Here is a 24,840-nt window from a genome sequence, read left to right on the forward strand (position 1 = left end):
TGACGACACGGGACCAGCCAGTCGAGGGGACTCCATACGTGATCACGACCAGGGACATCGCCGAGCGCCTCGGAGTCTCCGTGTCGACGGTGGGGCGGGCGCTCGCCGACGATCCGCGCATCAGCGAGGAGACCAAGTTCCGCGTCAGGCAAGCCGCTTCCGACATGGGCTACGTCGGCAACCGGGCGGCCCGGATGATGCGCGGCGCGTCCAGCAACGTGGTCGCGCTGGTGATCCCGGACATCCGCAACAGCTTCTACTCGACCATCGCGCACGAGCTGTCCAAGAACATGGAGGCCGAGGGCTTCCAGCTGATGCTCTCGGAGACCGACGACGACCGCACGGCGGAGCTGCGCCATCTGCGGGAGCTGTCCGCGAACCGCGTGGCCGGCGTCATCATCGTGCCCACCGCGCGCCCGCACAGCGAGTCCGTCAAACTCCTGCGCGCCCTGCCGCACTTGCAGCTCCTGCGCCGCCACCCGTCCCTCGGTTCGCAGTGGTTCGGCGTGGACGACCACGAGGCGCTGCGCGGGGCCACGGCCCACCTGGTGGCACAGGGCCATACCCGCATCGCCTACCTCGGCGGCCCGGAAGAGCTGCCCACGGGCGCGGAGCGCCTGCGCGGCTTCCGCAGCGCCCTGCGTGAAGGAGGCCTGCCGGACGATGCGGGCCGGACGGCACTGGGGCCGCCGTCGTCGATCGAACACGGCCGCGAAGCGGTGCGCCGGCTGCTGCGGGGGCCGGACGCGCCCACCGCGCTCGTGCTGGGATCGATCCAGCTCACCCTCGGCGTCCTCGAAGAGCTGTCACGGCAGGGCGTGAAGGTGCCCGAGGAGCTGTCCGTGGTCGGGTTCGGGGACGAGCCCGGATTCTCCTGGTGGGGTCCCGGACTCACCACCATCGGTCTGCCCATCCAGGAGATGGCCACCGGCTGCGCACTGTGGATGATGCGTCGCCTCAAGACCAAGCCGAGCAACGACGGCCCGTACACCTCGGTCTCCCCAGGCTCACTCGTGCTGCGCGGCAGCACGGCACGCCCGGGCGGGAAGGCTCCGTCCGGGGCCGCCTGAGCCAGGGCGCCGCTTCGTCTCGGGCAGCCTCGTAGCGGTACGCACGAGTGCGTCGAGCACCCGCTCGGCGCGGACCGGCGAGCCCGTGCCGCCTGTGCTGTCCGTCCGTCCAGGACGGCGCGGGCTCGCCGGAGTTCCTACCGCAGCGTCACAGTGACACGGACGGGTTGTGCGAACGATAGCACTGAAGGGCCGCTACTCCCAAGGGGAGTGAAGCACGCACCACAGCCCCGAATCATTGAGCCGCTTACCTCTTGACAGAAACCTCGACGCTGCGCACGATTGCGCTATCGTTAGCACGATCAGAGCCGCAGTGGATGAGCATCCCTCGTCCTCCCCTGGCCACGGACCGCGCCCACTCGACTGCGCGCGGACATTCCGTACACCTCCTCCGGGCACCGGGCACCCCTCCCTCACGGCAGACACGGGCACCGCCCGGTGCCCCGATCGTCCGATCTTCGAAAGGTTGCACCGCCATGACAGACGCGCGGATCGCCAAGCTCCACGGCCGCAGGGTGTGGGATTCCCGCGGGCGCCCCACGGTGGAGGTCGAAGCGCGTCTGGCGGACGGCGCGGTCGGGCGTGCCATCGCGCCGGCCGGGGCCTCGACGGGCCAGGGTGAGGCGCTCGATCTGCGGGACGGCGGCAGCCGCTTCGGCGGCCTCGACGTGCACCGCGCGGTCGGTTCGGTGAACGGCGAGATCGCGCCCGCTCTCCTGGACCGCGACGCGGCCGATCAGGAAGCCGTCGACCGGCTCCTGGTGGACCTCGACGGAACCCCCGACCGTTCTCGCCTGGGCGGCAACGCGATCGTCGCCACGTCCATGGCGGTGCTGCACGCCGCCGCCGCGTCGGCGGGCGTACCGCTGTGGCGGCACCTGGCGGGCGAACGGCCGGTCCGCATCCCCCTGCCGGAGATCCAGATCTTCGGCGGCGGCGCCCATGCCGACCGCCGCGTCGACGTCCAGGACTTCATGGTGATGTGCCCCGCGGCACGCAGTTTCTCCGAGGCCCTCGACTGGACCGCGGAGATCTACCGGGCGGCCGGAAGCCTGATGCGCAGGGCCGGGAAGGCACAGGGCGTGGCCGACGAAGGCGGCTACTGGCCCGCGTTCGACTCCAACGAGGAAGCACTCGAGACGCTCACCCGGGCGATCGAGACGGCGGGGTTCGAACCCCTGGCGCAGGTCGGCATCTCGCTGGATGTCGCGGCCTCGCAGTTCGGCAGCGGGGGGCGGTACACGCTGGCCCTGGACGACCGCACGCTGGACACCGCGGCGCTGATCGACATGCTGGGCGACTGGATCGGGCAGTATCCGATCCTGTCCGTCGAGGACCCGGTGGGCGAGGACGACACCGACGGCATGGTGGAGTTCACCCGGCGCCACGGCGCCCGCTGCCAGGTGATCGGTGACGACTACCTGGTCACGAACGCCAAGCGGGTGGAGGCGGCGGCCACCAGCGGGGCCGCGAACGCCGTCCTCGTCAAGCCGAACCAGGCCGGCACGGTCACGGAGGCGTTCCAGGCGCTGCGCGCCGGAAAGGACGCCGGGTTCGGCACCATCGTCTCGGCCCGGTCCGGCGAGACCGAGGACGTCACCATCGCCCATCTGAGCGTCGGATGGAACGCGGGCCAGCTGAAGGTGGGCTCGTTCACCCGCTCCGAGCGCATGGCCAAGTGGAACGAGGTGCTGCGTATCGAGGAGTCCCTGGGTGAATCCGCGGAATTCAGCGGATGGTCCGCGTTCACATTCTCCGATTCCGGGCCCTCCACGGCCAGGCCGTAAAACCGCCTCGAAACATTAGCGCCTCGAAGTATTACAGTCATCGAAAAGTCATCGCAATAAAGAGCTGACCGGAGCACGGAGACCAGCATGCTGCCACCCGTCAATCTGCGCCCGAGTTTCAACATCACCCGCGCCTCCCATGTGCGTCTCACCGTGGCCGACCTCGCCGAGAGCCGGAATTTCTATGTGAAAGCCCTCGGGCTCGTCGTCAGCGACGAGGACGAGCGCACCTGCTACCTCCGCGGTCTCGCCGAGGCTTGCCACCACAGCCTCGTACTGGAGCTGGACGAGGAGGGGGCCGGCGCCTGCCGGAGAATCGGCTTCCGTGTCTTCTTCGACGAGGATCTCGACGTCGCCTACACATGGTTCCGGGACCGGGGGCTGCCCGCGGAGTGGGTCGACCTCCCGTACCAGGGCCGCACGCTGCATGTCGCCGACCCCGTCGGCACGCCGCTCGAACTCTGCGCGCACATGGAGACACGGCCGAGGCTGCACATCGACTTCGAGCACTACCGCGGCGCCCACGCGCAACGGCTGGACCACTTCCAGACCTTCGCGCCGAACACGTACGAGCTGACCGCGTTCTACGGCGAGCTCGGATTCCGGAACTCCGAGTACCTGGCTCACGGCGACAAGCTGCTCAGCTCGTTCATGTACCGCAAGGGGACCACCCTGGACCTGGCGCTCGTGGAGAACACCGGCCCCGCGCTCCATCACTTCGCCTACACCGTCTCCGAGAGCCGCGACATCTTCACCGCCTGCGACTGGGCGGGGATCCTCGGCTACGGCGAGGGCGTCGAGCGAGGCCCTGGGCGGCACGGTCCGGGCGGGATGCTCTTCACCTACCTCCGTGACCCCGACGGGCACCGGGTGGAGGTCTTCAACGCCCACTACCAGACGATCGACACCGAGATCGAGCCCGTGCGCTGGGACGCCGGGTCGCTCAGCACGAACGTCCGCTGGGGGTTCCCGGCGCTGGAGAAGTGGTACTTCGAGGCGTCGCCCTTCGCCGGGGTGCAGCAGACGCCACCCACCGAGCCTCCGAACCCGATGACGCTCGAGCGGTTCCTGCTCGAGCAGTCCCCGCACTGACCTTCCCGTCCCCCGAGGAGACGACATGGCACGAGTCCCCTATCTGCGCCGCGAGGACGCGGACGAGTCGCAGAAGCCCCTGTACGACCGGCTGGAAGCCGAACGCAAGGTACCGACGGCGAACATCTTCCTCGCCCTGACCCATGCGCCCACCCAGCTGGACGCCTTCCTGACCTACGCCAACTCCCTGCGCGCCGCCGACCTCAGCCCCAGGCTGCGCGAGCTGGCCATTCTGACCGTGGGCCACGCGACCCGGTCCGCGTACGAGGTCGCGCACCACCAGTCGCACGGTCTCAAGGCCGGACTGACCGGCGAACAGCTCGCGGCGGTGGCCGACTTCGAGTCGTCGGGCCTGTTCGACGAGACGGAGAAGGCCGTCATGCGGCTCGCCAAGGAGTCCACGCTCCAGGTCGACGTGTCCGAGGAGACCTGGCGCGCCGCCGCCGCTCATCTGACGGACCGGCAGATGGTCGAACTGTCGCTGTCCATCGCCTGGTACAACTCCGGCGTCCGCGTCATGGGTCTGCTGGACATCGACCTTGAGGAAAATTACCCGAACCCGTTCCCCGGTTCTCAGTAATTCGGCACCGTACGGCCCGTCTTTTCAGGAGTATTTCAATGGCGAAAATGCTCGCCGCACGACTGCACCAGCTCGGTGAGCCGATGACGGTGGACACGATCGATGTGCCCACCCCGCGGCCGACCGATGTACTGGTGCGGGTCAAGGCATGCGGAATCGTGCCGAACATGGCCAACGTGATCAACAACTGGCCCACCTGGTATCCGCACCAGCCGCTGCCCAAGTTGCCCGCGGTCTTCGGCCTGGATCCCGCCGGTGTGGTCGAGGCGGTCGGCGAGGCCGTCCTCAACACCAAGCCCGGGGACCGGGTCTATGTGAGTCCGCTGCGGTCCTGCGGCAGCTGCCAGGTGTGCCGCGGCGGCGAGCTCAGCCGGTGCCGCTACTTCACTCTGAACGGCTACTTCAGCACGTCCCGAGACGGCCAGCGGATCTTCGACCTCTACCCCTACGGCGGCTTCGCCGAGTACATGACGGCTCCGCAGTACTCGATCGTCAACATCCCCGACACCATGACGTTCGAGCAGGCCGGCAAGCTCGGCTACATCGGCACCTCCTACGGCGCCCTGAGGCACGCCGCGGCCGGCCCCGGCCAGGTCGCGCTGATCGACGGGATCACCGGAACGCTCGGCGTCGCCTCCGCCCTCCTCGCGCTGGCCTCGGGTGTCTCCAGGGTCCTCGGCACCGGCCGCAACGAGGAACTCCTCAAGCGCGTCAAGGAGCTGGCCCCGGACCGGATCGAGGTCATGCGGCTGGGCGAGGGCTCCACCGGCGAGTGGGCGAGGTCCCGCACGGGCGGCGAGGGGGCCGACTTCGTCATCAGCGCGCTCGGTGCCAAGGCCCCCGTGGAGACGATGCTCGACTCCATGCGGGGCGTCCGCCGCGGCGGCAGGGTGGTGAACGTCGGAGGTGTGGCGGACCTGCTGCCCGTGGACGTGAAGTGGCTGATGGACGAGCAGGTCCAGCTGATCGGCTCCAACTGGTTCACCACCGCGCAGGGCCAGGAGGTCGCCGACATGGTGGCGACCGGAGCCCTGGACCTGTCGTACCTGATCACCAAGCCCTTCCCGCTGTCCGAGGTCAACGAGGCGATCTCGGGGCGCGCCACGGACCTCGACGGCGGATTCAGCAACTACGTCGTGATCCCCTGAGGCGCCGATCCCCCATACTCACCCCGCGGCGGACCTGTTCTGCCCTGACGCCGCCGCGGGGTGTACCGGCAGGGCGGAGGAGGTACCGGTGGAACTGCGCTGGCTGGAATCGTTCGTCGTCGTCGCGGAGGAACTGCACTTCGCGCGGGCCTCGGACCGGCTGCACCTCGCGCCGTCGGCGCTCAGCGCCCAGATCAGAGCGCTCGAGTCCCACCTGGGCGTTCGGCTCATCGACCGCGGACGGCGCACCCGCCCGGCCCTGACCAGCGCCGGGCGGCTCTTCCTCGAGGAAGCCCGGCTGACGCTCGCCCAGGCCGCCCGGGCCGAGGCGGTGGGCCGGCGTGCCGGCCGCGGGGAGCTGGGACACGCCCAGATCGCCTACGTCGCCTCGGCCGCGTTCTCCGGGGTGCTGACCGACGTCCTCACCCGCTGCGCGGCCCCGGGCACCGAACTGACGGTACAGGTACGCGAGTTGGAGACGCCTGCCCAACTGGAGGCGCTGGCCTGCGGGGACATCGACGTCGGCTTTCTGCGCTGGCGGCCGGAGTACCCACCCGACGTCACGGCCACCTGCCTGCTCACCGAGCAGGTGGTTCTGGCGCTGCCCGCCGCTGCGCCCTTGGCGGCGTACGACGCGGTACCGGCGGCGAAGCTGCGCGACGAGTGCTTCGTGGCCCCGCACTTCGACGAGGAGTACGGCTGCCGTGACCAGATCCTCGAGGTGGCGGAGCAAGGGGGGTTCGGTCCGCGGTGCGCTCCCCCGGTGCGGGACTACATCGCGGCCCTGACACTGGTGGGCGGCGGTCTCGCGGTGGCCCTGGTCCCCGATTCGCTGCGCCGGGTACAGATCCCGGGAGTGGCGTACCGGCCCCTGGCGGACGTGGCGCTGACCACCCGGCTGGTCGGTGCCTATCGCAAGAGGGAGACCTCGCCCGCGGTGCGCGGCGTGATCCGCCGGCTGCGGGAGGCGGCCGCCGCCACGGCCGCGGCCTGAAACGCCGTTCCGCGTCAGGCGTCCGGCATGTGCCCGACGTCCCGTCGGCATGCGGTCGCCGAGGCGACGGGCGGTGCGCCCCACCATCGAACCGGCGCACGTTTGTACGCGGATGACGCATTGTTCAAGCAGGTCAGAGGGGGTCTATCCGGCCTACGCTCGACACCGCGGCACACACCGTGGCGGCGTCGATCGACCGCCCAACGACGGAGGACAGGCGGAGAATGAGATGACAGCGATCAGGCACGTGGGGGTCGTGGGCGCGGGCCAGATGGGCCAGGGCATCACCGAGGTGTGTGCCCGGGCCGGACTGCACGTCACCTTGTGCGACCTGACCGAGGACAGAGCCCGCGCCGGCCTGGCGGGCGTGGCGGACTCCCTGCTGAAGGCGGAGAAGCGCGGTGCCCTCGCGCCCGAGGACCGCGCGCACGCCCTGGCGGGGATCTCGGTCACCGAGGACCTCTCCCGCCTGGGCGGGGCGGACCTGGTCATCGAGGCGGCCGTCGAGGACGAGCGGGCCAAGACGGCACTGTTCCGGCAGCTGGGCGAGGTGGTCACGGACCCGGCGGCCGTCCTGGCCAGCAACACCTCCTCGATCCCCATCGCCCGGCTCGCGGCCGCCGCCGGCCGTCCCGAGACGGTGATCGGCCTGCACTTCTTCAACCCGGTCCCCGTCATGCCGCTGGTGGAGATCGTCCCCTCCCTGCACACCTCGGAAAGCACCGAGCGGCGCGTGCGGGCCTTCGCGGGCGACATCCTGGGCAAGAGAACGATCGTCGCGCAGGACCGCGCGGGTTTCGTGGTGAACTCCCTGCTGGTGCCTTACCTGTTGGCCGCGGTGCGCATGGTCGCCTCCGGCACGGCGACCGCGGAGGACATCGACACGGGCATGACGGCCGGGTGCGCCCACCCCATGGGGCCGCTGCGCCTCGCCGACCTCATCGGACTGGACACCGTGGCGGCGATAGGGGAAGCGCTCTACGAGGAGTACCGGGAGCCGTTGTACGCCCCTCCCCCGCTGCTGCGCCGCATGGTCGAATCGGGTCTGCTGGGCCGCAAGTCGGGGCAGGGCTTCTTCGACTACCAGCCCGCCTGACGTCATCGACGCGCCGCGCGGGCCTCCCGGGGACTCATACCGTAGGCCGCCTTGAAGGCGTGGCTGAAATGGGCAGGGTCCGCGAAACCCCAGCGCCCGCCGACGGCACCGACCGGAAGGTGGTCCAGCGCCGGATCGGTGAGGTCGCGCCGGCACCGGGCGAGGCGCTGTTCCCGGATCCAGCCCGACACCGTGTGTCCCCGCGCGGCCAGCAGCTTGTACAGGTAGCGGCGGGAGATGCGGTGGGCGGCGGCGATGCCCTCAGGGCTCAGCCCGGGGTCCGCGAGCCGTTGCTCCATGTAGCCGAGGACGCGCTCGGTGAGCAGGTCCGGGCCGGCCTCCTCGGCCCTCCGGTCCCCGTCCGCGTGCTCCGCGAGCAGGGTGCCGACCAGGTCGATCACGTTGTCGGCGAGCCGGGGCGTGCCCCGGGTCTCCAGGAGTTCCATCTGCCGCGCCAGCCCGCGCAGCAGGGGCAGGATCACCTGCCCGAGCCCGTCGTGGCAGGGCACCGGAGTCGCCGTCACCCGCAGCAGGTCACGCTCCGCCAACGGCAGCATGGTCCGCGGGAACATCAGCACGAGACCGGTGTGGGACCGGTGCAGGTCGTAGGTGAAGGGACGGCGTGTGTCGTACACGACCAGTTCCCCCGGCCCCACTTCGGCCCGGCGGTCCCGCTGGGTCAGCACGCCCTGCCCGGAGAGCTGCACCGTCAGCTGCAAGAAGTCCGGGGCGTCGGACGCGATGTGGCGGCGGGTGCGCGCGATGCTGTGCGGCTCGGCCGAGATGACCGACATCTGCACCTGACCGACCCGCACGGCGTGCAGGGACGCCCTGAAGTCGGCGCTCTCGCGCGGCCGGACCTCCAGGGGCACGAGGTTCCGGCTCACGGCGTCCCGCCAGCAGTCCAGTCGCTCGGTGACCGTACCTTCGCTCGGCGTCGTGATCCGGGGCATGCGGCTCTCCTCCCGGCGGTGCCGGAACCCACGGGAACGGGCTCGGACGGCACTCCTGGCGAGGAATGGTAGGTCTCCCGGGGCGCTTTTCAACCGGCTCGCGGGAAGTGTTCTCAGCCACACAAACATCCGGTGCTCCCGGACACAAGCAGGCCTGCGCCGCGCCCCACATCATGCGAGCAGTGGCCCCGGGGCACCTCGGCCGGTGTCCCGTCCGGCTTCCCATGACCGCCGTATCCAAGGATCCTTCATGTCGACATTGCTTGAGTCCACCGCATCACCCGACCAGGCAGCCCCTTGCCGCGTGCTCGACCGCGTCCGGGCGCACCTGCCCGAGATCGCGGCACGTTCCGCCGAGGCCGAGGCCGCCCGGGCCGTCCCGGCGGACCTCATCGCCGCCCTGCGCGAAGCCGGTGTGTTCCGGATGAGCCTGCCCAGGACATGGGGCGGCGAGCAGCTGGGCCTGGTGGAGAGCGCTCGGGTGGTCCGGGAGATCTCGCGGGCCGACGGGTCCACCGGCTGGACCGTTCAGGCTGCTTCGATGGCCTGGTACTTCGTGCGTTCGCTGCCCCACGGGACGCTCGCGAACGAGGTGTTCGGCGACGGCGCCGACCTGATGCTCCGTGGGGCGATAGCACCCAAGGGCAGAGCGGCCAGGGTCGCGGGAGGCTACCGCCTCAGTGGCCGCTGGCCGCTGGCCAGTGGTTCGTTCACCCCGGACTGGATGCTCGCGGGCTTCGTGGTCGAGGGTGCGCCCCCGCTCCCGGACGGCCGCCCGGACACGCGCGTCGCGCTTTTCCGCCCGGAACAGGCCACGTTCCTCGACACGTGGGACGCCGTGGGTCTGCGCGCCACTCAGAGCACGGACTTCACGATGGACGACGTCTTCGTGCCCGAGTGCTTCACGGGACCGCTGGTGGGCGGCAACAACATCCCCGCTCCCTTCTACGGCTTGCCGTACTCCGCCACCGGCTCGTCGCACGACGCCGTCGTCATCGGCTGTCTGGAGGGCGCGCTGGACGATCTGGCCGAACTCGCCGTCACCAAGCGGCCGGCGTTCGATCCCAGACTCGTCATCGGGGAGGACCCGGTGTTCCAGGAGAAGTTCGCCGAGCTGCACCTTCGCACGGCGGCACTGAACGCCCTGCTGGAGCAGACCGGCCGCGTCGTCATGGACCGCGCGCTCGCGGGCGAGGAGCCCACCGCGCGCGAATGGTTCGGCTACACCGGCGGCCACCAGCACATCCACCACGAGGGCATCCGCGTCCTCAACGAACTCATGACCCTGTCGGGCAGCTCGGGACTCTACAGCTCCCATCCCCTGCAGCGCCGCTGGCGCGACGTCCGCTGCGTCTCCCAGCACGTCGCGGGCAACAACGGCTCACTGCGCCGCCTGGGCGCGGTTCTCTCGGGCCGGGAGGACGTCCGATGAGCGCCCTTTCGACGACACCGACGGACCCCGCCGTGCTGCGCCAGGCGTTCGGCTGCTTTCCTTCCGGGGTGACAGCCCTGTGCGCCCTGGATTCGGGCGGGCCGGTGGGCATGGCCGCCAGTACGTTCACCCCGGTCTCTCTTCGGCCGCCGCTGGTGTCGGTCTGTGTCCAGGACACCTCGTCGACCTGGCCGAAGCTGAGGATGCGGAGCCGCCTGGGCCTGAGCGTGCTGGCGGAGGAGCAGGGTCGGGTCTGCCGTTCGCTCGCGGGCAAGGGTGGTGACCGGTTCGCAGACGTCGACTGGGAGGCGTCCGAGGGCGGCAGCGTGTACATCCGCGGCGCCGGTCTCTGGCTGGACTGCTCGGTCTACGCCGAGTTCCCCGGGGGCGACCACACGATCGTGCTACTGGAGATTCACGGCCTGACGGCCGAACCCGACCGGGAGCCGCTGGTGTTCCACGGCAGCCGGTTCCGGCGTCTGGCCGTCTGACGGACGGACAGCCGACGCGAGCGCTCCCGCCTCCCGTGCGTGTGACGGGGGGCGGGAGCGCTCGGCGTGGTACGTCTCTCAACCGTCCGTGCGGCGGGCGGCCACTCCCCGGGTCAGCTCGGGAGCCACGGCGAACAGGTCGCCCACCACGCCGTAGTCGGCGAGGGCGAGGATCGGCGCCTCGGGGTCCTTGTTGACCGCGACGATCGTCCTGGAGGTCTGCATCCCGGCCAGGTGCTGGATGGCTCCCGAGATGCCCAGGGCGATGTACAGCTGGGGCGAGACGGACTTGCCGGTCTGTCCCACCTGGAACCGGTGCGGGTAGTAGCCGGCGTCCACCGCGGCGCGTGAGGCGCCCACCGCGCCTCCCAGGGCGTCGGCCAGCTCCTCCACCACCTGGAAGCCTTCCGCTCCTCCGACCCCGCGTCCGCCGGAGACGACAACGGTCGCCTCGGTGAGTTCGGGACGGTCACCTGCGATCGCGCCGCGACGGGAGGTGATGCGTGCGCAGGCCGCAGCGGCGACCGGCGGCAGGGCGAGCTTCTTCTCCTCCGCCCGCACCGGACACTCCTCCGCCTCGAACGAGCCCGGCCGCACCGTTATCACCGGCATGCCGTGGGTGACCTGTGAGCGCACGGTGTACGACCCGCCGAAGACGACCTGGGTGACCACGCCGGACGAGTCCACGTCGACCGCGTCGATCAGCAGCCCGGCGTCCAGCCGCGCGGCCAGACGCCCGGCCACCTCCCTGCCGTCCGTCGTCGCGGAGACCAGAACGGCGGCGGGGGCAGCCTCCCCGACCGCGAGTTCCAGGGCGTCGACGGCCGGCGTGGCGAGGAACTCGTCCGCCTCGGCGGATTCGGCCGCGTAGACGCTCCTGGCGCCGTGGCGGGCGAGGGACGCCGCCAGGCGGGCCGCGGTGCCGGGAGGTCCGACCACGACGGCTGCCGGTTCGCCCAGCCTCCGTGCGGCGGTGAGGAGTTCGTACGTGGACTTGTGAACACGTTCCCCGTCGTGGTCGACGAGGACAAGGACATCGGGCATGGGTGCCTGCTTCATGGTCGGGCTTGCGGGGCGTTCAGAGGAGCTTCTGGGTGATCAGGTATTCGACGAGCTGCCGGCCGGCCGAGCCGTCGTCCGTGACGCGCGTGCCGGCCACCCGCACCGGACGCGGGACGGCGTCCACCACACGGGTGCGGGTGGTGAGGAATCCGGCGCCTTCCGCGTCGGGGAACAGGTCGTCGAGACCGACGGTCTCCACCGGCTTCTTCTTGGCGGCCATGATCCCCTTGAAGGAGGGGTACCTGGGTTCGTTGATCTTCTCGGTGACACTGACCAGCGCGGGCAGCGGTGCGTCGAGCGTCGTCTCGCCGTGCTCGGTCTCGCGCTCGGCGCGCACCCGCCCCGCGTCCACGTTCAGCTCCCGGGCGTGCGTCAGCTGCGGCAGTCCGAGCAGGTCCGCGACCATGGCGGGTACAGCGCTCGCCTGCCCGTCGGTCGTCGCGTTGCCCGCGAGCACCAGGCCGACGTCCCCCACCGTCCGCACGGCCGCTGCCAGCACTCGCGCCGTGGTCACCACGTCGGCGCCCCGGAGCCTGTCGTCGCAGAGGTGGATTCCACGGTCGGCGCCCATCGCCAGAACCTTGCGGATCGCGTCGAGCGCCGCGTCGGGTCCCATGGACACGACGGTCACCTCGGCTCCCACGGCCTCCTTGAGCGTCAAGGCCTCCTCCGCCGCGTGCTCGTCGATCTCGTCCAGTACGAGATCGACGCTCTCGCGGTCAAGGGTGTGGTCCGCCCCGGCGAGGGTGCGCTCCGCGCTGGTGTCCGGGACCTGCTTGACCATGACGACGATGTTCACGTTCGTCCTCCTCCGGTTCCGGGTGGTCAGCGGAACGCCGGATAACCGGTGATCGCCTGGCCGACGACGAGCGTGTGCATCTCGTCAGTGCCCTCATACGTGCGGACCGACTCGAGGTTGTTGGCGTGGCGCAGCGGCGAGTACTCCAGGGAGATGCCGTTGGCGCCGAGGATCGTGCGGCACTCCCGCGCGATGGCGATGGCTTCCCGGACGTTGTTGAGCTTGCCGACGCTGATCTGCTCCGGCCGGATGCGGCCCTGGTCCTTGAGCCGGCCCAGGTGCAGGGCGAGCAGCGCGGCGTTGCCCACGGACACGCTCATGTCGGCGAGCTTCCTCTGGGTGAGCTGGAAGGCGCTGATCGGCTTGTCGAACTGCACCCGGGAGCCGGCGTAGTCGATGGCCGCCTGGATCGAGTCGCGGGCCGCGCCGACCGCGCCGAACAGGATGCCGAAGCGGGCCTCGTTGAGGCAGGACAGCGGTCCGCGCAGGCCCTCCGCGAGCGGCAGCCGCGCGGAGTCGGGCAGCCGTACGTTGTCGAAGTACAGCTCCGAGGTGATCGAGGCGCGCAGCGACATCTTCTGCTTGATGTCCTGCGTGGTGAAGCCGGGGGTGCCGCGCGGCACGAGGAAGCCGCGGATGCCGTCCTCGGTCTGCGCCCAGACGGTGGCCACGTCGGCGATGCCGCCGTTGGTGATCCACATCTTGGAGCCGTTCAGGACCCAGTCGTCACCGTCGCGGACGGCCCGGGTGCGCATGCCGGACGGGTTGCTGCCGAAGTCGGGCTCGGTGAGCCCGAAGCAGCCGATCGCCTCACCGGCGGCCAGCCGGGGAAGCCACTCCTGCTTCTGCTCCTGCGAACCCCACTTCCAGATGGAGAACATCGACAGCGAGCCCTGCACGGAGACGAAGCTGCGGAAGCCGGAGTCGGCCGCCTCCAGCTCCAGGCAGGCCAGGCCGTAGCTGACGGCGTTCGTCCCGGCGCAGCCGTACCCTTCGAGGTGCATACCGAGTACGCCCAACTTGCCCAGTTCGGGCGCGAGTTCGCGGGCGAAGTGCGCGTTCTCGAACCACTCGCCGATGTGCGGGCGCACCCGGTCGGCGAGGAACCTGGCGACAGTGGACTGGATCTCACGTTCCTCGTCGGAGAGGACGGAGGTGATGTCGAGCAGGTCGAGGGGGTCCTTCATCGGCTTGCGGCTCATGGTGGGCTCCTTGGGAACGATGGGGTGTCGAGGGATGGGTCAGCGGCCGGAGATGCCGCGGAGGATCTCGTCGGTGTGCTGTCCCAGCAGAGGCGGGGGCAGCAGGTACCGCGCGGGCGTCGCGCTCAGCGCGAGGGGGTGGGCGACCTGACGGGAGGGCCTGCCTCCTTCGGCGTCGACAGCCGCAGCGGGGAGGTCGATGACGCCGGGCAGGCCGAGTTCGTGGGCGAAGGTGAACGCCTCGTCCAGGTTGTTGACCGGGCCGGCCGGTACTCCGGCGGCCAGCAGGACCGCCGACCAGTGGTCCGCGCCGTCGGTGCTCAGCAGCCGGGTCAGGATCTCCGCGAGTTCGGTTCGGTGGGCGACCCGGTCGGCGTTGGTGCGGAATCGGTCGTCGAGAGCGAGACCGGGCTCCCCGACGATCTCGGCGAGTACCACGAACTGCTTGTCGTTGCCCACCGCGAGGGCGAGCGGACGGTCTGCGGTGGGAAAGGTCTCGTACGGGGCGATGCTCGGGTGCGCGTTGCCCATGCGGCCCGGGACCACACCGGCGACGGCGAACGCCGAGGCCTGGTTGACCATGGCCGAGAGAAGGGAACTCAGCAGGTTCACCTCCACGAGCTGCCCCTCGCCGGTGGCGTCCCGGTGCCGGAGGGCGGCGAGGATGCCGAGTGAGGCGTGCAGCCCGGTGATCACGTCCACGAGGGCCACACCTGCCTTCACCGGCTCCCCGTGTGCCTCCCCGGTCACGCTCATCAGGCCTCCGGCGGCCTGCACGAGCAGGTCGTATCCGGGGATCGCGGCGCCCGCACCGCTGCCGAAGCCGCTGATCGAGCAGTAGATCAGCTCCGGGTGCCGCGCACGCAGCTCCTCGTGGCCGAGGCCCAGCCGCTCCATCGTGCCGGGCCGGAAGTTCTCCACGACCACGTCGCACTCGGCGACCAGGGCCCGCGCCTGTTCGCGGCCGGCGTCCGTCGCCAGGTCCAGGACGACCGACCGCTTGTTCCGGTTCACGCTCAGGTAATAGGTCGACGTACCCTCGTGGTCCGCCGGAGGCCGCCAGGCCCGGGTGTCGTCCCCGACGCCCGGCCGCTCGATCTTGACCACGTCGGCGCCCAGGTCGGCGAGGAGCATGGTGGCGTAGGGTCCCGCGAGAACGCGGGAGAAGTCAGCGATGCGCACACCACCCAGTGCGCCCCGTCCGTCCGGCATGTTGTCCTGGGTGCTCACGCACCCTCCTCTCTGATCGTCCCGCTCGTCCGCGGCTCCGCGGGGGCCGTGTCCGGTCACCACCACTGCCCCAAGGGCGTTTCCGGGTGGATGAGTTCGACCACGGGAAGGCCCTGGCCGTGGGGAGCGACGGCCCGTACGACCGTCACCCGGGCGCCCACCGCCACGACGACCGGTGCCGTTCCGGTGACCTGGCAGAGCAGGTTGAAGCCCTCGTCCATCGCGACGAACCACGTGTTCTGCTGGACCTGACCGTTACGGCGGACCACGACTCCGGCACCCGCGCTGCGTTCCCGGCCGAAGGCCACGGCCCCGCACGCACGGCAGTACGAGCGCCGGTAGGCCGGAGTGCCGCACCAGAGGCAGCGCTGGAAGAAGAGGACTTTCCCGAGCTCGGTGTCTTCCCGGGTCTCTGTCTGGAGCATCGCGGCCTCCTGCACGCAATTCGGTGACCGGAAAAGGTGACCGGAATCCGATGTCCCTTTCACCCTGGCCCGGCTCCGAAGCACCGGTCAACGATGACCTGGCGCATCTTTGTGCGCGGAAAGCGATCCGTTCTCTGAGGTCGGAGCGGGTTGCCCGGATCCAGTCATGACTACGATCGGACATCCGGCATGTCCCCCGGTCGGCCGCTGGACGATGATCACCTGAACCTGCGGAGGATGAGATCACCATGGCGAAACGGGACGGCGCGATCGGCGCCCTCTTGCCCCGCGACATTCGGGCGCGGGACATCATCACGTTCGCCCGGCGGGCGGAGGAACACGGCTTCGACGAGCTGTGGGTGGTGGAGGATCTCGGCTACCGGGGTGGGCTGGTGCAGGCGGCCACCGTCCTCGCCGCCACGACGCGGATCCGCGTCGGCGTCGGACTGCTGCCGGCCGCCGCCCGCAACGTCGCCTTCGCCGCGATGGAGATCGCGAGTCTCGTCCAACTGCATCCCGGTCGCGTGGACATCGCCGTCGGCCACGGCATGCCCTCGTGGATGCGCAGCGTCGGGGCGTGGCCGAAGAGCCCTCTCACGCTCCTGGGCGAGTACATCACCGTCCTGAAGTCAGTGCTGAGCGGCGAACCCGTTCACCACGACGGGCAGTACGTCCGCGTCGACGGGGTGCGACTGCACGAGACCGCGACACCGGCGGCGGCCCCCATCGTCCTGGCCGGCGTGCGCGGTCCCAAGTCCCTTGCCGTGTCCGGTGACGTGGCCGACGGCACTGTCCTCGCGGAACCGGTCACCCCCGCCTATGTGCGAGAGGCCCTCAAGCACATCGCCCCGAACCGCCCGCACCGTCTGGTCGCCTACAACGTCGCGGCGATCGACGATGACCCCGCCGTCGCGCTGACAGCGGTCCGCCCCGCCCTCGAAGTGGTGGGAGAACCGGACTGGCGGCCCCACATCGCCCCGCTCCCCTTCTACGACGAACTCGTCGCCCTGCGCTCCCGCTGCGACAGTCCGCAGGACTTCGCCCGCGCCCTGCCGGACGATTGGGTGGGGCAACTCGCCGTGGCAGGCACGCCGGGGCAGGCCCGGTCCAGGGTGTCGGAGTTGTTCGAGGCGGGCGTCACCAGCGCCGTCCTCACCCCCGTGGGCGATGACTGTCTGGCGTCACTGGATTCGCTCGCGGCGATCCTGTGAGCAGTCCCCTAACACACATGAAAGAGCAAGCTCCTGATGGACCTGGCCACACGCCGCCGCCGAGCGGCGCTGTTCCTCTTCTTCCTCATACCCGGCCTGTCGATCTCCTCCTGGGTGACGCGGACACCCGACATCCGGGACCAACTCGGCGTCTCGACGGCTCAGATGGGCATCGTCCTGTTCGGGCTGTCGGTCGGCTCGATGATCGGCATTCTCAGTTCCGGAACGCTCGTGGCCAGATTCGGCACCCGGCCCGTCATGGGCGTCGCGACACTGCTGGTCATCCTCAGCATGGCCGTCATCGGCGGCGGGACGATGCTCTCCTCCGCCCCCGCGACCACCGCCGGACTGTTCCTCCTCGGGGCCGGTATGGGCGGTGGGGAGGTGGCGATCAACATCGACGGCGCGGACGTCGAGCGGATCACGGGCCGGACGGTACTGCCCACGCTCCATGGGTTCTTCAGCCTGGGCACCGTCGTGGGGGCCGCGTTCGGCATTCTGTGCACGGCTGTTTCCTGGCCCGTGCAGTGGCACCTGACCGGCATGGCCGCCGTCACAGCGGTCATGTTCGCCCATGCCTTCCGAGCCATCCCCCACGCGGTCGGCAAGACCCGGGACGACGGCGGCTCGCGGCCTGACCCCGCCGCCGCGCCGGCCGAGGTGAAGGTCTGGAAGGACCCGCGGCTGCTGCTGATCGGCGGCGTCATCCTGGCCATGGCACTGGCCGAGGGCTCCGCCAACGACTGGCTGCCCCTGCTCATGGTCGACGGCCACGGCATGGACCCCGCCCTGGGATCCGCCGTTTACACGGGCTTCGCCGCCGCCATGACCATCGGCCGTTTCGGCGGCGGACTCCTCATCGACCGGCTCGGCCGCGCCCCCGTCGTCCGGGCCAGCGCCGTCTGCGCGACTCTGGGAATCGCCGTCGTCGTCTTCGCCGACTCGGCGGTCCTCGCGGGGGCCGCCGTTCTCCTCTGGGGCCTGGGTGCCTCGCTCGGTTTCCCTGTCACTCTCTCGGCGGCAGGTGACTCAGGGCCCGACTCGGCCGCGCGTGTCAGCCTGGTGGCGATGATCGGCTACGTCGCGTTCCTCGTCGGGCCCCCGTGTCTCGGTTTCCTCGGCGAGCACTACGGGCTTCGCGTCGCCATGATCGTCGTCCTCGCCTTCACCGCCGTGGCGATCATCCTCGCTCCCGCCGTCGGCAAGCGCTCCGCGACGGCCTCACCGGCCACCGAGTCGGTAACACGGCCGTGAGGGTGTGAGGGCAGAGGGTCAAGGCAGCATTCACTCACAGCCCGTGCCACGCCGCTCCCGGGCCGGGTGGCTACCGTCGAGGCGCTGTGGGACGGCAACACCTTCCACGACCGGTGGCGGGCCGGCCTCTGGCCGATTCCCTCGGTGCCGTTCCGTGTTGCGCGGTCAGCGCAGCGCGTCGACCGCGTACAGGGCGCCGAGCGTCGTCGCCAAGGTGCCGAGGACGAGGCGGAGGAGGGGCTCGGGCAGGCGCGGCTGGAGGCGGGCTCCGAGGTAGCCGCCGAGGAGACCGCCGAGGCCGCAGGACAGGCCGAGGAACCAGTCCGGGGCGATGCTGCCGCTGTGGGCCAGCGAGAGCAGGGCGTAGGTGGCGGCGCCGATCACCGAGGTGGCGAAGGTGGAGGCGAGCGCGGCCGGGGCGACCTTGGCGACCGGGACGCCGCGCCCGACCAGGACGGGGCCGAGGATCGAGCCGCCGCCGATGCCGTAGATGCCGCCCACGACGCCGACCACGAGGGCCAGGCAGGTGACCGTCCGGGGCGTGGGCTCGGGGCGCCGGATCTCCGGGGGTGCGGGGCGCAGGGTCCGGGCGATGAGCCAGCTGCCGAGCGGCAGCATCAGCGCGGCGACCAGGAGGCGGAAGACGCTCGGGCCCGGAAGAGCGAACACGCGGATGACCGCTCCGAGGACGACACCGGGCAGGGTGCCCAGCACCAGGCGGCGGACGAGCGGTCCCGCCAGGGCGCCGTCGCGTCGGTAGCGCAGCAGGGCGCCGGGGCCCGCCACCACGTTGTAGAGCAGATTCGTGGGCGTGACGGCCGGGTTGGGCACGGCGAAGACGCTGAGCTGCACCGGAAGCAGGAACACCGCCCCGGAGACGCCGACCGGCGCGGTCACCACGGCTATCAGCATCCCGACCGCGAGGCCGGCCGCCCCCAGTTCCCACTCCACCCGATGCCCCCGCGCCGCCCTCAGCCCGTGCCGGTCTGTCCCGCCGGCCTTCCGGCGACAGCGTAGATCGCGACCTCGCTCCGCCGCCCGGTTCCAGGGCGCTGAAACCGTCGTGAAACCGCGCTGAATGCGCCCTGCCGCAAGCTCTGCGGCATGACGACAACGACTTCGCACTCACTCGCCATCGCGGCCAAGGGGCTGCGCAAGGCCTACGGGGACAAGACGGTCCTCGACGGCATCGATCTGGCGGTGCCGGCCGGCACGGTCTTCTCCCTGCTCGGGCCGAACGGCGCCGGCAAGACCACCGCCGTCAAGATCCTTTCCACCCTCATCACCGCCGACGCGGGCGAGCTGCACGTCGGCGGCCACGATCTCGCCACCGACCCGCAGGCCGTGCGGGCCGCGATCGGTGTCACCGGGCAGTTCTCCGCCGTCGACGGGCTGATCACCGGCGAGGAGAACATGCTCCTCATGGCGGACCTGCACCACCTGCCCAGGCCGGAGGGGCGGCGGGTGGCCGCCGAGCTGCTGGAACGCTTCGACCTCTCCGACGCCGCGAAGAAGCCCGCCTCCACCTACTCCGGCGGCATGAAGCGGCGCCTCGACCTCGCCATGACCCTGGTCGGCAATCCGCGGATCATCTTCCTCGACGAGCCCACCACCGGCCTCGACCCCCGCTCCCGTCACAACATGTGGGGCATCATCCGCGAGTTGGTCTCCGACGGGGCGACCGTCTTCCTCACCACGCAGTACCTGGAAGAGGCCGACGAACTCGCCGACCGCATCGCGGTGTTGCACGACGGCACGATCGCCGCCGAGGGCAGCGCCGAGGAACTCAAGCGGCTCATCCCCGGCGGGCATGTGCGGCTGCGCTTCACCGACCCGGACGCCTACCGGTCGGCCGCCTCCGCGCTGCGCGAGGTCACCCGTGACGACGAGGCACTGGCGCTGCAGATCCCGAGCGACGGCAGCCAGCGCGAGCTGCGCTCCATCCTCGACTGGCTCGACACGGCCGGCGTCGAGGCGGACGAGCTGACCGTGCACACCCCCGACCTCGACGACGTGTTCTTCGCCCTGACCAGCACCACCACCGGCACCACCAACGTCCCCCGTCAGCCCAGCCAGTCCAAGGAGAACGTCCGATGAGCTCCCTCGCCCTCGCCGTCCGCGACTCGTCCACGATGCTGCGCCGCAACCTGCTGCACGCCCGCCGCTATCCCTCGATGACGCTGAACCTGCTGCTCACGCCGATCATGCTGCTCCTGCTCTTCGTCTACATCTTCGGCGACGTGATGAGCGCGGGCATCGGCGGCAGCGGCGCCGACCGCTCCGACTACATCGCCTACATCGTCCCGGGCCTGCTGATGATGACCATCGGCAGCACCGTGATCGGGGCCGCGATCGCCGTCTCCATGGATATGACCGAGGGGCTCATCGCCCGCTTCCGCACGATGGCGATCTACCGGGGCTCCCTGCTCATCGGGCACGTCGTCGGCAGCGTGCTGCAGGTGATGGCCAGCCTGGTCCTCGTCGGTGCCGTCGCCGTGGCCATCGGCTTCCGCTCCACGGACGCCACGCTCCTGGAATGGATCGCGGCAGTGGGACTGCTCGCCCTGTTCTCCCTCGCCCTCACCTGGATCGCGGTCGGCATGGGCATGGCCAGCCCGAACCCCGAGGCGGCCAGCAACATGGCCATGCCGCTGATCCTTCTCCCGCTCATCTCCAGCGCCTTCATCCCGGCCGACACCATGCCCGGCTGGTTCCAGCCCATCGCCGAGTACCAGCCCTTCACCCCCGCCATCGAAACCCTGCGCGGTCTGCTCCTCGGTACCGAGATCGGCAACAACGGCTGGATCGCCATCGCCTGGTGCGTCGGCCTGAGCGCGCTCGGCTACCGCTGGTCGACGGCACAGTTCAACCGCGACCCGAAGTAGCGGCAACCGCCATGACGGCGCGGGCCGCATCCCGCAACTCGTTCCGCTCCAGGGCGGCGTACTCCGACACCGCGTCGGCGTAGGCCGCCCTGTCGGCTTTCTCGGCCGCCCGCCGGGCCCGGGCCGCCGACATCGTCGGCTGGTAGTCGCGCAGCACCCGCAGCCGTTCGGCCAGCGCGATCATCCGTACGGCCGAGGAGTCGCCGGAGGCGAGCCCCGCCATGCCGAGGGCGTGCAGCGCCGTCCCGTACCGGAACTCCATGGGCGAGCCTGCCGGACCGTCGAGCATGGTCCGCAGCTCCTGCCGCAGCCGGTCGACCACGTCCGCGACCAGCTCGAGACGGCCGACGTGCGCGTGCGCCGTCACCGCCGCCGACTGGATCTGCAGCACCCACCGGTCGTGGAAGGGATCGCCGCCGTCCACCGGGCCGACCTCGGCCATCCCCTCCACGGCGCTGCGCCACAGGCCGAGCCCGACCTCCGTCAGCCCGCGTGCGAGCGCGATCTCGGCGCGCCCGCCGAGGCCGGGGCTGTGGAAGTCGTCCTGCAGCGGGGCGTTGTGGCCCTCCGCCTGCCGCAGCCAGTACTCGGCCTCGTCGGGGTCGCCGCGGTGCAGGCAGGCGAGGACGAGGCCACTGCGTACGCCGATGGAGTCGTGCTCGTCACCGAGCCGGGGCAGCGCCTCCAGCGCCGCCTTGAGATGCTCGTACGCCGCCTCGCCCTGCTCCGTCCTCAGGCACAGTTCGCCCAGCCGAGCATGGCCCATGACCTGCAGGAACGGGTTGTCGACCGGGCCCAGCGCGGTGACGATCCGGCGGGCCGAGGCGAGCGCGCGGTCGATGTCGTGCTCGTACTCCCAGACGTAGGTGGCGACGCACTCGGCGATACCGGCGAGCAGCGGCTGCTCGCTGTCGCAGAGCCTGCGCAGCACCTCGTAGTCGGGCGGCAGCATCTCGGGGACCGCGCCCAGCACGATCGCGATGGCGCGCACCAGGGTGTCCGGCGGGGCCGGGGGCAACCGCCGGAGGGTGACGAGCTGGCGTACGACGTGCGGGCCGTAGCCCATGAACAGGGTCGTCGTGGACAACACCGCGGCGGCGCGGGCGACTTCGACGTACTCGGGCTCGGGGTGGTAGTGCGACAGGGGCGGGCCGGTGTCCGCGGCGAGGGTGGTGAGGCGGGTGAAGTTGGAGCCGGTGGACCACAGGGCGGTGAGGACCGCGGTGAGGGCGGCGATGGTGGGGCCGTCCGTACGGGCCAGGGCGTGCCGCAGGGCCGGCACGAGGTTGTCCTGCTCGGCCCTGATCCGCTCCCAGGCGGACAGCGGTCCCGAGCCGAAGAACCAGTCGTGGTGCGCGACCCCGAAGTCCCGCGCCCAGGCGAGGAACCGGCCGACGGCCTCCTCGTCCTCGCCGGCCTCCGTGCGCCGGGCGGCGCTGAACTCCCGTACGGTCTCCAGCATCCGGAACCGCACACCGGCCGGGGTGTCGGCGACGGTGAGCAGCGACTGGTCGGCCAGCTGCTCCAGCAGGAACAGCGCGTCCTCGTCCTCGCCCAGGACCTGTTCCGCCGTCTCGCCGGTGAAGCCGCCGGGGAAGACGGACAGCAGGCGCAGCGCCGCCCTGGCCTCCTCGTCGAGAAGGTTCCAGCTCCAGTCCACGACGGCGTGCAGGGTGCGGTGACGTTCCGGCACGTCCCGCGCCCCGCCGCGCAGCAGCGCGAACCGGTCGCCGAGGCGGCGGGCGATCTCCGGCACCGACAGCACCCGGACCCGCGCGGCGGCCAGTTCCACGGCGAGCGGCAGCCCGTCGAGGTGGCGGCACAGCCCGGCCACGGCGTCCGGCGGCAGCTCGACGCCGGACCTGGCGGCCCTGGCTCGCTGGGTGAACAGCTCGACGGAGGTGGTGAGTTGGAGCTCCGGCAGCGCGTACACCGCCTCCGAGGTGAGGCCCAGCGGGGCCCGGCTGGTGGCGAGCACCCGCAGGTCCTTCGAGGACGAGACCAGGGCACGTACGAGGCCGGCGGCGCCGGCGATGACCTGCTCGCAGTTGTCGAGCACCAGCAGGGCGGGCCCGGGGCCGAGCACGCCGAGGATGCCGGACACCGGGTCGTGGCTGGTACCAGGGCCGGACCGTCTCTCGCCCGCGCCGAGCGCGGAGGCCACCTCGGCGGCCACGTCCGCGTCCTCGGTGACACCGGCGAGCGGCACGAAGTACACGACGCGCTGCTCGGCCCGGCGGCTGACGGCGTGCGCGAGCCGGGTCTTGCCGAGGCCGCCGGGGCCGACGACGGTGACGGCGCGGGAGGCGCGCAGCAGCCGCTCCACCGCGGCGATGTCCTCGTCCCGGCCGAGGAGCGGGTTCGGCTCGTGCGGCACGCCGTGTCTGACCGAGGGCGCCTCGCCGCGCAGCAGCTCCCGCTGTACGGCCTGGAGCGCGGCGCCGGGATCCGTGCCGAGCTCGTCGCGCAGCTCGCGGCGGTAGGCCTCGTACCGGGTCAGCGCGGCGGACGGGCCGGCCGTCGCGGCCGCGCCGCGCAGCAGTTCGGCGAGCACTTCCTCGTCGCGCGGATGCTCGGCGGCGGCCACGGCCAGCGGTCCGGCCGCTTCCGCGTGCCGTCCGAGGCGGGCGAGCGCGAGGGCCCGCGCGCGGACGAGCGCGCTGCGGACGGGGGCGCGCTCGGTGCGCAGCGCGGCCAAGGGGTCGTCGGTGTCGTCGGCGCCGACAGGGGTGCCTTCCCAGAGCGCGAGCCCGGCCTCGGCCGCCGCCAGCGATCCGGCGTGGTCTCCGGCCCTGGCCCGGTCCGCGCCGGTGGCAGCGTGCCGCAGCAGGGCGGAACTGTCGACCTGGTCTTCGGCGAGGGTGAGCCGGTATCCGGTCGGTGTGCTGGCGATGACGTCGGCGCCCAGCTGGGCCCGCGCCCTGGACACGAGGACCTGCACCGCCTTTCCCGGCCGCTCCGGCAACGCGTCCGGCCACAGCCCCGACACGAGCCGGTCGGTGCTGCAGCCGGTGCGCAAGTCGCCCGCGAGCAGCGCGAGGAGGCCCCGGAGCCGGGGCGCGGTGACCTCCTGTCCGCGGTAGGCGACACGCGGCAGCAGGGTCAGGTCGGTGGTCACCCGTGCAGCCTAGCCAAGGCCCGGCCGTCGGAACTCGCGGCCTTGACGGCCCGGTGGCGCGCTACGCCGCCCGGTCCGTCGCGCAGGACGCGAGCAGGGTGCGCACGGCCTGGACCGCGGCCCCGGTCAGGGAGGGGTCGGAGCCTCGTCGGGCGAGGGCGCTGAGCCGGACCGAGGGGACCGCGGGGAGGCCCCGGTACGGGATGAGCCCGTCGGGGTGCTGCCCGCCGGGGACGGCGAGCAGGGCGGCGCCGAGTCCGGCACGGGCCGCGTCCAGGACGCCGGCGAGGTATCCGGCCTCGGCGACCACGGTGGCCGGCATACGACAGGCGGCCAGTTCGGTGAGGGCGCGACGGCGGATGACGCACGGCGCGTTGACGGCGACCAGGGGCAGCTGCCCGGTGGCGGGCGGCTGCCAGCCCGGGGCGGCGTACCAGCGCAGTGGGAGGTCTCCGACGGAGGTGCCCTCGGTGGTGGTCGCTTCGGTGACGTAGACGGCGAGGTCGAGCTCGCCGCGTCCGACCGCCTCGGTCAGCCGCGCCGAACGGTCGATCCGCACCCGCACCTCGGCGTCCGGCCGGACCTCGCGGACGGCGTCGGTGAGCGCCGGGAGGATCTGGTCGGCGCCGTGTTCGGTGGCGCCGATGACGACGGTCGCGGCTGTCGCCCCCTCCTCGCCCAGGAGGCGCTGGACGGCGGTGTCGTGCGCCCCGAGTATCAGCCTGGACTCTTCCAGCAGTTGGGCGCCGAGGGCGGTGAACCGGGTCTTGCGGCCGTCGCGTTCCACGACGGGATGTCCGAGGGCCTTCTCCAGGCGTCGTACGTGCTGGCTGACCGCGGACTGGCTGAGCGCGAGTTCCGCGGCAGCCCGGTGGAAGCCGCCGTAGTCGGCGACGGCGATGAGGCTGCGCAGTGCCACGATGTCCAGAACCGGCCGCATGGCCGCAGGTTAACACCCACCGATGACGGATCCTGATCGGTTTTGATGGCGAATCGTCGTTGGACGTCGGT

The 24,840-nt window shown here is 71.3% G+C and carries 22 protein-coding genes; 13 read left to right on the plus strand and 9 right to left on the minus strand.

Translation table 11 applies throughout. The features are described 5' to 3' along the window. The first annotated feature begins 38 nt into the window (after nt 1–38). The 7 genes from ACZ58V_RS32885 (at nt 39) to ACZ58V_RS32915 (ending at nt 7,767) form a co-directional block, all read left to right on the plus strand. Nucleotides 39–1,070, plus strand: a complete 1,032-nt coding sequence (locus tag ACZ58V_RS32885) for a LacI family DNA-binding transcriptional regulator (RefSeq protein ID WP_468195806.1) — start codon at nt 39–41, stop codon at nt 1,068–1,070. Between the two features lie 476 nt (nt 1,071–1,546). Then, complete coding sequence (eno, locus tag ACZ58V_RS32890) at nt 1,547–2,857, plus strand: phosphopyruvate hydratase (RefSeq protein WP_471294642.1); 1,311 nt, start codon at nt 1,547–1,549, stop codon at nt 2,855–2,857. A gap of 87 nt (nt 2,858–2,944) precedes the next feature. Continuing rightward, nucleotides 2,945–3,949 carry a VOC family protein gene (locus ACZ58V_RS32895; RefSeq protein WP_471294644.1) on the plus strand — a complete coding sequence of 335 codons (1,005 nt, stop codon included), beginning with the start codon at nt 2,945–2,947 and terminating at the stop codon, nt 3,947–3,949. A 25-nt stretch (nt 3,950–3,974) separates the two neighbouring features. Then, nucleotides 3,975–4,529: a carboxymuconolactone decarboxylase family protein gene (locus ACZ58V_RS32900; RefSeq protein WP_471294647.1), complete on the plus strand. Its 555-nt coding sequence runs from the start codon at nt 3,975–3,977 to the stop codon at nt 4,527–4,529. A 47-nt stretch (nt 4,530–4,576) separates the two neighbouring features. After that, nucleotides 4,577–5,677 carry an alcohol dehydrogenase catalytic domain-containing protein gene (locus ACZ58V_RS32905; RefSeq protein ID WP_471294649.1) on the plus strand — a complete coding sequence of 367 codons (1,101 nt, stop codon included), beginning with the start codon at nt 4,577–4,579 and terminating at the stop codon, nt 5,675–5,677. A gap of 88 nt (nt 5,678–5,765) precedes the next feature. Further along, nucleotides 5,766–6,671, plus strand: a complete 906-nt coding sequence (locus ACZ58V_RS32910; protein WP_471294652.1) for a LysR substrate-binding domain-containing protein — start codon at nt 5,766–5,768, stop codon at nt 6,669–6,671. Between the two features lie 229 nt (nt 6,672–6,900). Next, entirely contained in the window at nt 6,901–7,767 is an 867-nt protein-coding gene (locus ACZ58V_RS32915; protein ID WP_468195818.1) for a 3-hydroxybutyryl-CoA dehydrogenase, read from the plus strand. A 2-nt stretch (nt 7,768–7,769) separates the two neighbouring features. Here ACZ58V_RS32915 and ACZ58V_RS32920 read toward each other — a convergent pair whose 3' ends face one another. Next, nucleotides 7,770–8,720, minus strand: a complete 951-nt coding sequence (locus ACZ58V_RS32920) for an AraC-like ligand-binding domain-containing protein (protein ID WP_471294654.1) — start codon at nt 8,718–8,720, stop codon at nt 7,770–7,772. A 250-nt stretch (nt 8,721–8,970) separates the two neighbouring features. Here ACZ58V_RS32920 and ACZ58V_RS32925 point away from each other — a divergent pair, with 250 nt between their 5' ends. Both ACZ58V_RS32925 and ACZ58V_RS32930 read left to right on the plus strand, forming a co-directional pair. Beyond that, nucleotides 8,971–10,152 carry an acyl-CoA dehydrogenase family protein gene (locus ACZ58V_RS32925; protein WP_471294657.1) on the plus strand — a complete coding sequence of 394 codons (1,182 nt, stop codon included), beginning with the start codon at nt 8,971–8,973 and terminating at the stop codon, nt 10,150–10,152. Beyond that, entirely contained in the window at nt 10,149–10,643 is a 495-nt protein-coding gene (locus ACZ58V_RS32930) for a flavin reductase family protein (protein WP_471294659.1), read from the plus strand. Before ACZ58V_RS32925 ends, ACZ58V_RS32930 begins: the two co-directional genes overlap by 4 nt. A gap of 78 nt (nt 10,644–10,721) precedes the next feature. Here ACZ58V_RS32930 and ACZ58V_RS32935 read toward each other — a convergent pair whose 3' ends face one another. The 5 genes from ACZ58V_RS32935 to ACZ58V_RS32955 form a co-directional block, all read right to left on the minus strand. Then, nucleotides 10,722–11,687 (minus strand): electron transfer flavoprotein subunit alpha/FixB family protein, encoded by a 966-nt coding sequence (locus ACZ58V_RS32935; protein WP_471294661.1) that lies wholly within the window; start codon nt 11,685–11,687, stop codon nt 10,722–10,724. A 34-nt stretch (nt 11,688–11,721) separates the two neighbouring features. Continuing rightward, nucleotides 11,722–12,504 (minus strand): electron transfer flavoprotein subunit beta/FixA family protein, encoded by a 783-nt coding sequence (locus ACZ58V_RS32940; protein WP_471294662.1) that lies wholly within the window; start codon nt 12,502–12,504, stop codon nt 11,722–11,724. Nucleotides 12,505–12,530: 26 nt separating this feature from the next. Further along, entirely contained in the window at nt 12,531–13,706 is a 1,176-nt protein-coding gene (locus ACZ58V_RS32945; RefSeq protein ID WP_471294665.1) for an acyl-CoA dehydrogenase family protein, read from the minus strand. A gap of 39 nt (nt 13,707–13,745) precedes the next feature. After that, on the minus strand, nt 13,746–14,918 hold the full coding sequence (locus tag ACZ58V_RS32950) for a CaiB/BaiF CoA transferase family protein (RefSeq protein WP_468195995.1): 1,173 nt from the start codon (nt 14,916–14,918) through the stop codon (nt 13,746–13,748). 74 nt (nt 14,919–14,992) lie between these two features. After that, nucleotides 14,993–15,361: a PhlB family protein gene (locus ACZ58V_RS32955; RefSeq protein WP_471294668.1), complete on the minus strand. Its 369-nt coding sequence runs from the start codon at nt 15,359–15,361 to the stop codon at nt 14,993–14,995. A 248-nt stretch (nt 15,362–15,609) separates the two neighbouring features. Between ACZ58V_RS32955 and ACZ58V_RS32960 the strand changes: the two genes are divergently transcribed. Both ACZ58V_RS32960 and ACZ58V_RS32965 read left to right on the plus strand, forming a co-directional pair. Further along, a complete protein-coding gene (locus ACZ58V_RS32960) occupies nt 15,610–16,572 on the plus strand; it encodes an LLM class flavin-dependent oxidoreductase (protein ID WP_471294671.1) in 963 nt (320 codons plus the stop codon). Between the two features lie 36 nt (nt 16,573–16,608). Beyond that, complete coding sequence (locus ACZ58V_RS32965) at nt 16,609–17,826, plus strand: MFS transporter (RefSeq protein ID WP_471294674.1); 1,218 nt, start codon at nt 16,609–16,611, stop codon at nt 17,824–17,826. A 165-nt stretch (nt 17,827–17,991) separates the two neighbouring features. Here ACZ58V_RS32965 and ACZ58V_RS32970 read toward each other — a convergent pair whose 3' ends face one another. Beyond that, nucleotides 17,992–18,738, minus strand: coding sequence for a TSUP family transporter (locus tag ACZ58V_RS32970; protein WP_468195997.1), 747 nt, complete (start codon nt 18,736–18,738; stop codon nt 17,992–17,994). A 192-nt stretch (nt 18,739–18,930) separates the two neighbouring features. Between ACZ58V_RS32970 and ACZ58V_RS32975 the strand changes: the two genes are divergently transcribed. After that, nucleotides 18,931–19,923, plus strand: coding sequence for an ATP-binding cassette domain-containing protein (locus tag ACZ58V_RS32975; RefSeq protein ID WP_468195837.1), 993 nt, complete (start codon nt 18,931–18,933; stop codon nt 19,921–19,923). After that, a complete protein-coding gene (locus ACZ58V_RS32980; RefSeq protein ID WP_468195839.1) occupies nt 19,920–20,711 on the plus strand; it encodes an ABC transporter permease in 792 nt (263 codons plus the stop codon). The genes ACZ58V_RS32975 and ACZ58V_RS32980 overlap by 4 nt, the downstream gene beginning before the upstream one ends. Here ACZ58V_RS32980 and ACZ58V_RS32985 read toward each other — a convergent pair. Both ACZ58V_RS32985 and ACZ58V_RS32990 read right to left on the minus strand, forming a co-directional pair. After that, entirely contained in the window at nt 20,692–23,829 is a 3,138-nt protein-coding gene (locus tag ACZ58V_RS32985) for an ATP-binding protein (protein ID WP_468195841.1), read from the minus strand. The two genes, ACZ58V_RS32980 and ACZ58V_RS32985, sit on opposite strands and share 20 nt — an antisense overlap. A gap of 61 nt (nt 23,830–23,890) precedes the next feature. Next, complete coding sequence (locus tag ACZ58V_RS32990; protein ID WP_471294677.1) at nt 23,891–24,769, minus strand: LysR family transcriptional regulator; 879 nt, start codon at nt 24,767–24,769, stop codon at nt 23,891–23,893. Nucleotides 24,770–24,840 lie beyond the last annotated feature (71 nt).

Source organism: Streptomyces sp. NPDC040589, from assembly GCF_055594445.1.

Coding starts and splice junctions, on each gene's coding strand:
- eno (WP_471294642.1), top strand. CDS start 1,547: ATGACAGACGCGCGGATCGCCAAGCTCCACGGCCGCAGGGTGTGGGAT.
- ACZ58V_RS32895 (WP_471294644.1), top strand. CDS start 2,945: ATGCTGCCACCCGTCAATCTGCGCCCGAGTTTCAACATCACCCGCGCC.
- ACZ58V_RS32900 (WP_471294647.1), top strand. CDS start 3,975: ATGGCACGAGTCCCCTATCTGCGCCGCGAGGACGCGGACGAGTCGCAG.
- ACZ58V_RS32905 (WP_471294649.1), top strand. CDS start 4,577: ATGCTCGCCGCACGACTGCACCAGCTCGGTGAGCCGATGACGGTGGAC.
- ACZ58V_RS32915 (WP_468195818.1), top strand. CDS start 6,901: ATGACAGCGATCAGGCACGTGGGGGTCGTGGGCGCGGGCCAGATGGGC.
- ACZ58V_RS32920 (WP_471294654.1), bottom strand. CDS start 8,720: ATGCCCCGGATCACGACGCCGAGCGAAGGTACGGTCACCGAGCGACTG.
- ACZ58V_RS32925 (WP_471294657.1), top strand. CDS start 8,971: ATGTCGACATTGCTTGAGTCCACCGCATCACCCGACCAGGCAGCCCCT.
- ACZ58V_RS32930 (WP_471294659.1), top strand. CDS start 10,149: ATGAGCGCCCTTTCGACGACACCGACGGACCCCGCCGTGCTGCGCCAG.
- ACZ58V_RS32935 (WP_471294661.1), bottom strand. CDS start 11,687: ATGCCCGATGTCCTTGTCCTCGTCGACCACGACGGGGAACGTGTTCAC.
- ACZ58V_RS32945 (WP_471294665.1), bottom strand. CDS start 13,706: ATGAGCCGCAAGCCGATGAAGGACCCCCTCGACCTGCTCGACATCACC.
- ACZ58V_RS32950 (WP_468195995.1), bottom strand. CDS start 14,918: ATGCCGGACGGACGGGGCGCACTGGGTGGTGTGCGCATCGCTGACTTC.
- ACZ58V_RS32955 (WP_471294668.1), bottom strand. CDS start 15,361: ATGCTCCAGACAGAGACCCGGGAAGACACCGAGCTCGGGAAAGTCCTC.
- ACZ58V_RS32960 (WP_471294671.1), top strand. CDS start 15,610: ATGGCGAAACGGGACGGCGCGATCGGCGCCCTCTTGCCCCGCGACATT.
- ACZ58V_RS32965 (WP_471294674.1), top strand. CDS start 16,609: ATGGACCTGGCCACACGCCGCCGCCGAGCGGCGCTGTTCCTCTTCTTC.
- ACZ58V_RS32970 (WP_468195997.1), bottom strand. CDS start 18,738: ATGCTGATAGCCGTGGTGACCGCGCCGGTCGGCGTCTCCGGGGCGGTG.
- ACZ58V_RS32975 (WP_468195837.1), top strand. CDS start 18,931: ATGACGACAACGACTTCGCACTCACTCGCCATCGCGGCCAAGGGGCTG.
- ACZ58V_RS32980 (WP_468195839.1), top strand. CDS start 19,920: ATGAGCTCCCTCGCCCTCGCCGTCCGCGACTCGTCCACGATGCTGCGC.
- ACZ58V_RS32990 (WP_471294677.1), bottom strand. CDS start 24,769: ATGCGGCCGGTTCTGGACATCGTGGCACTGCGCAGCCTCATCGCCGTC.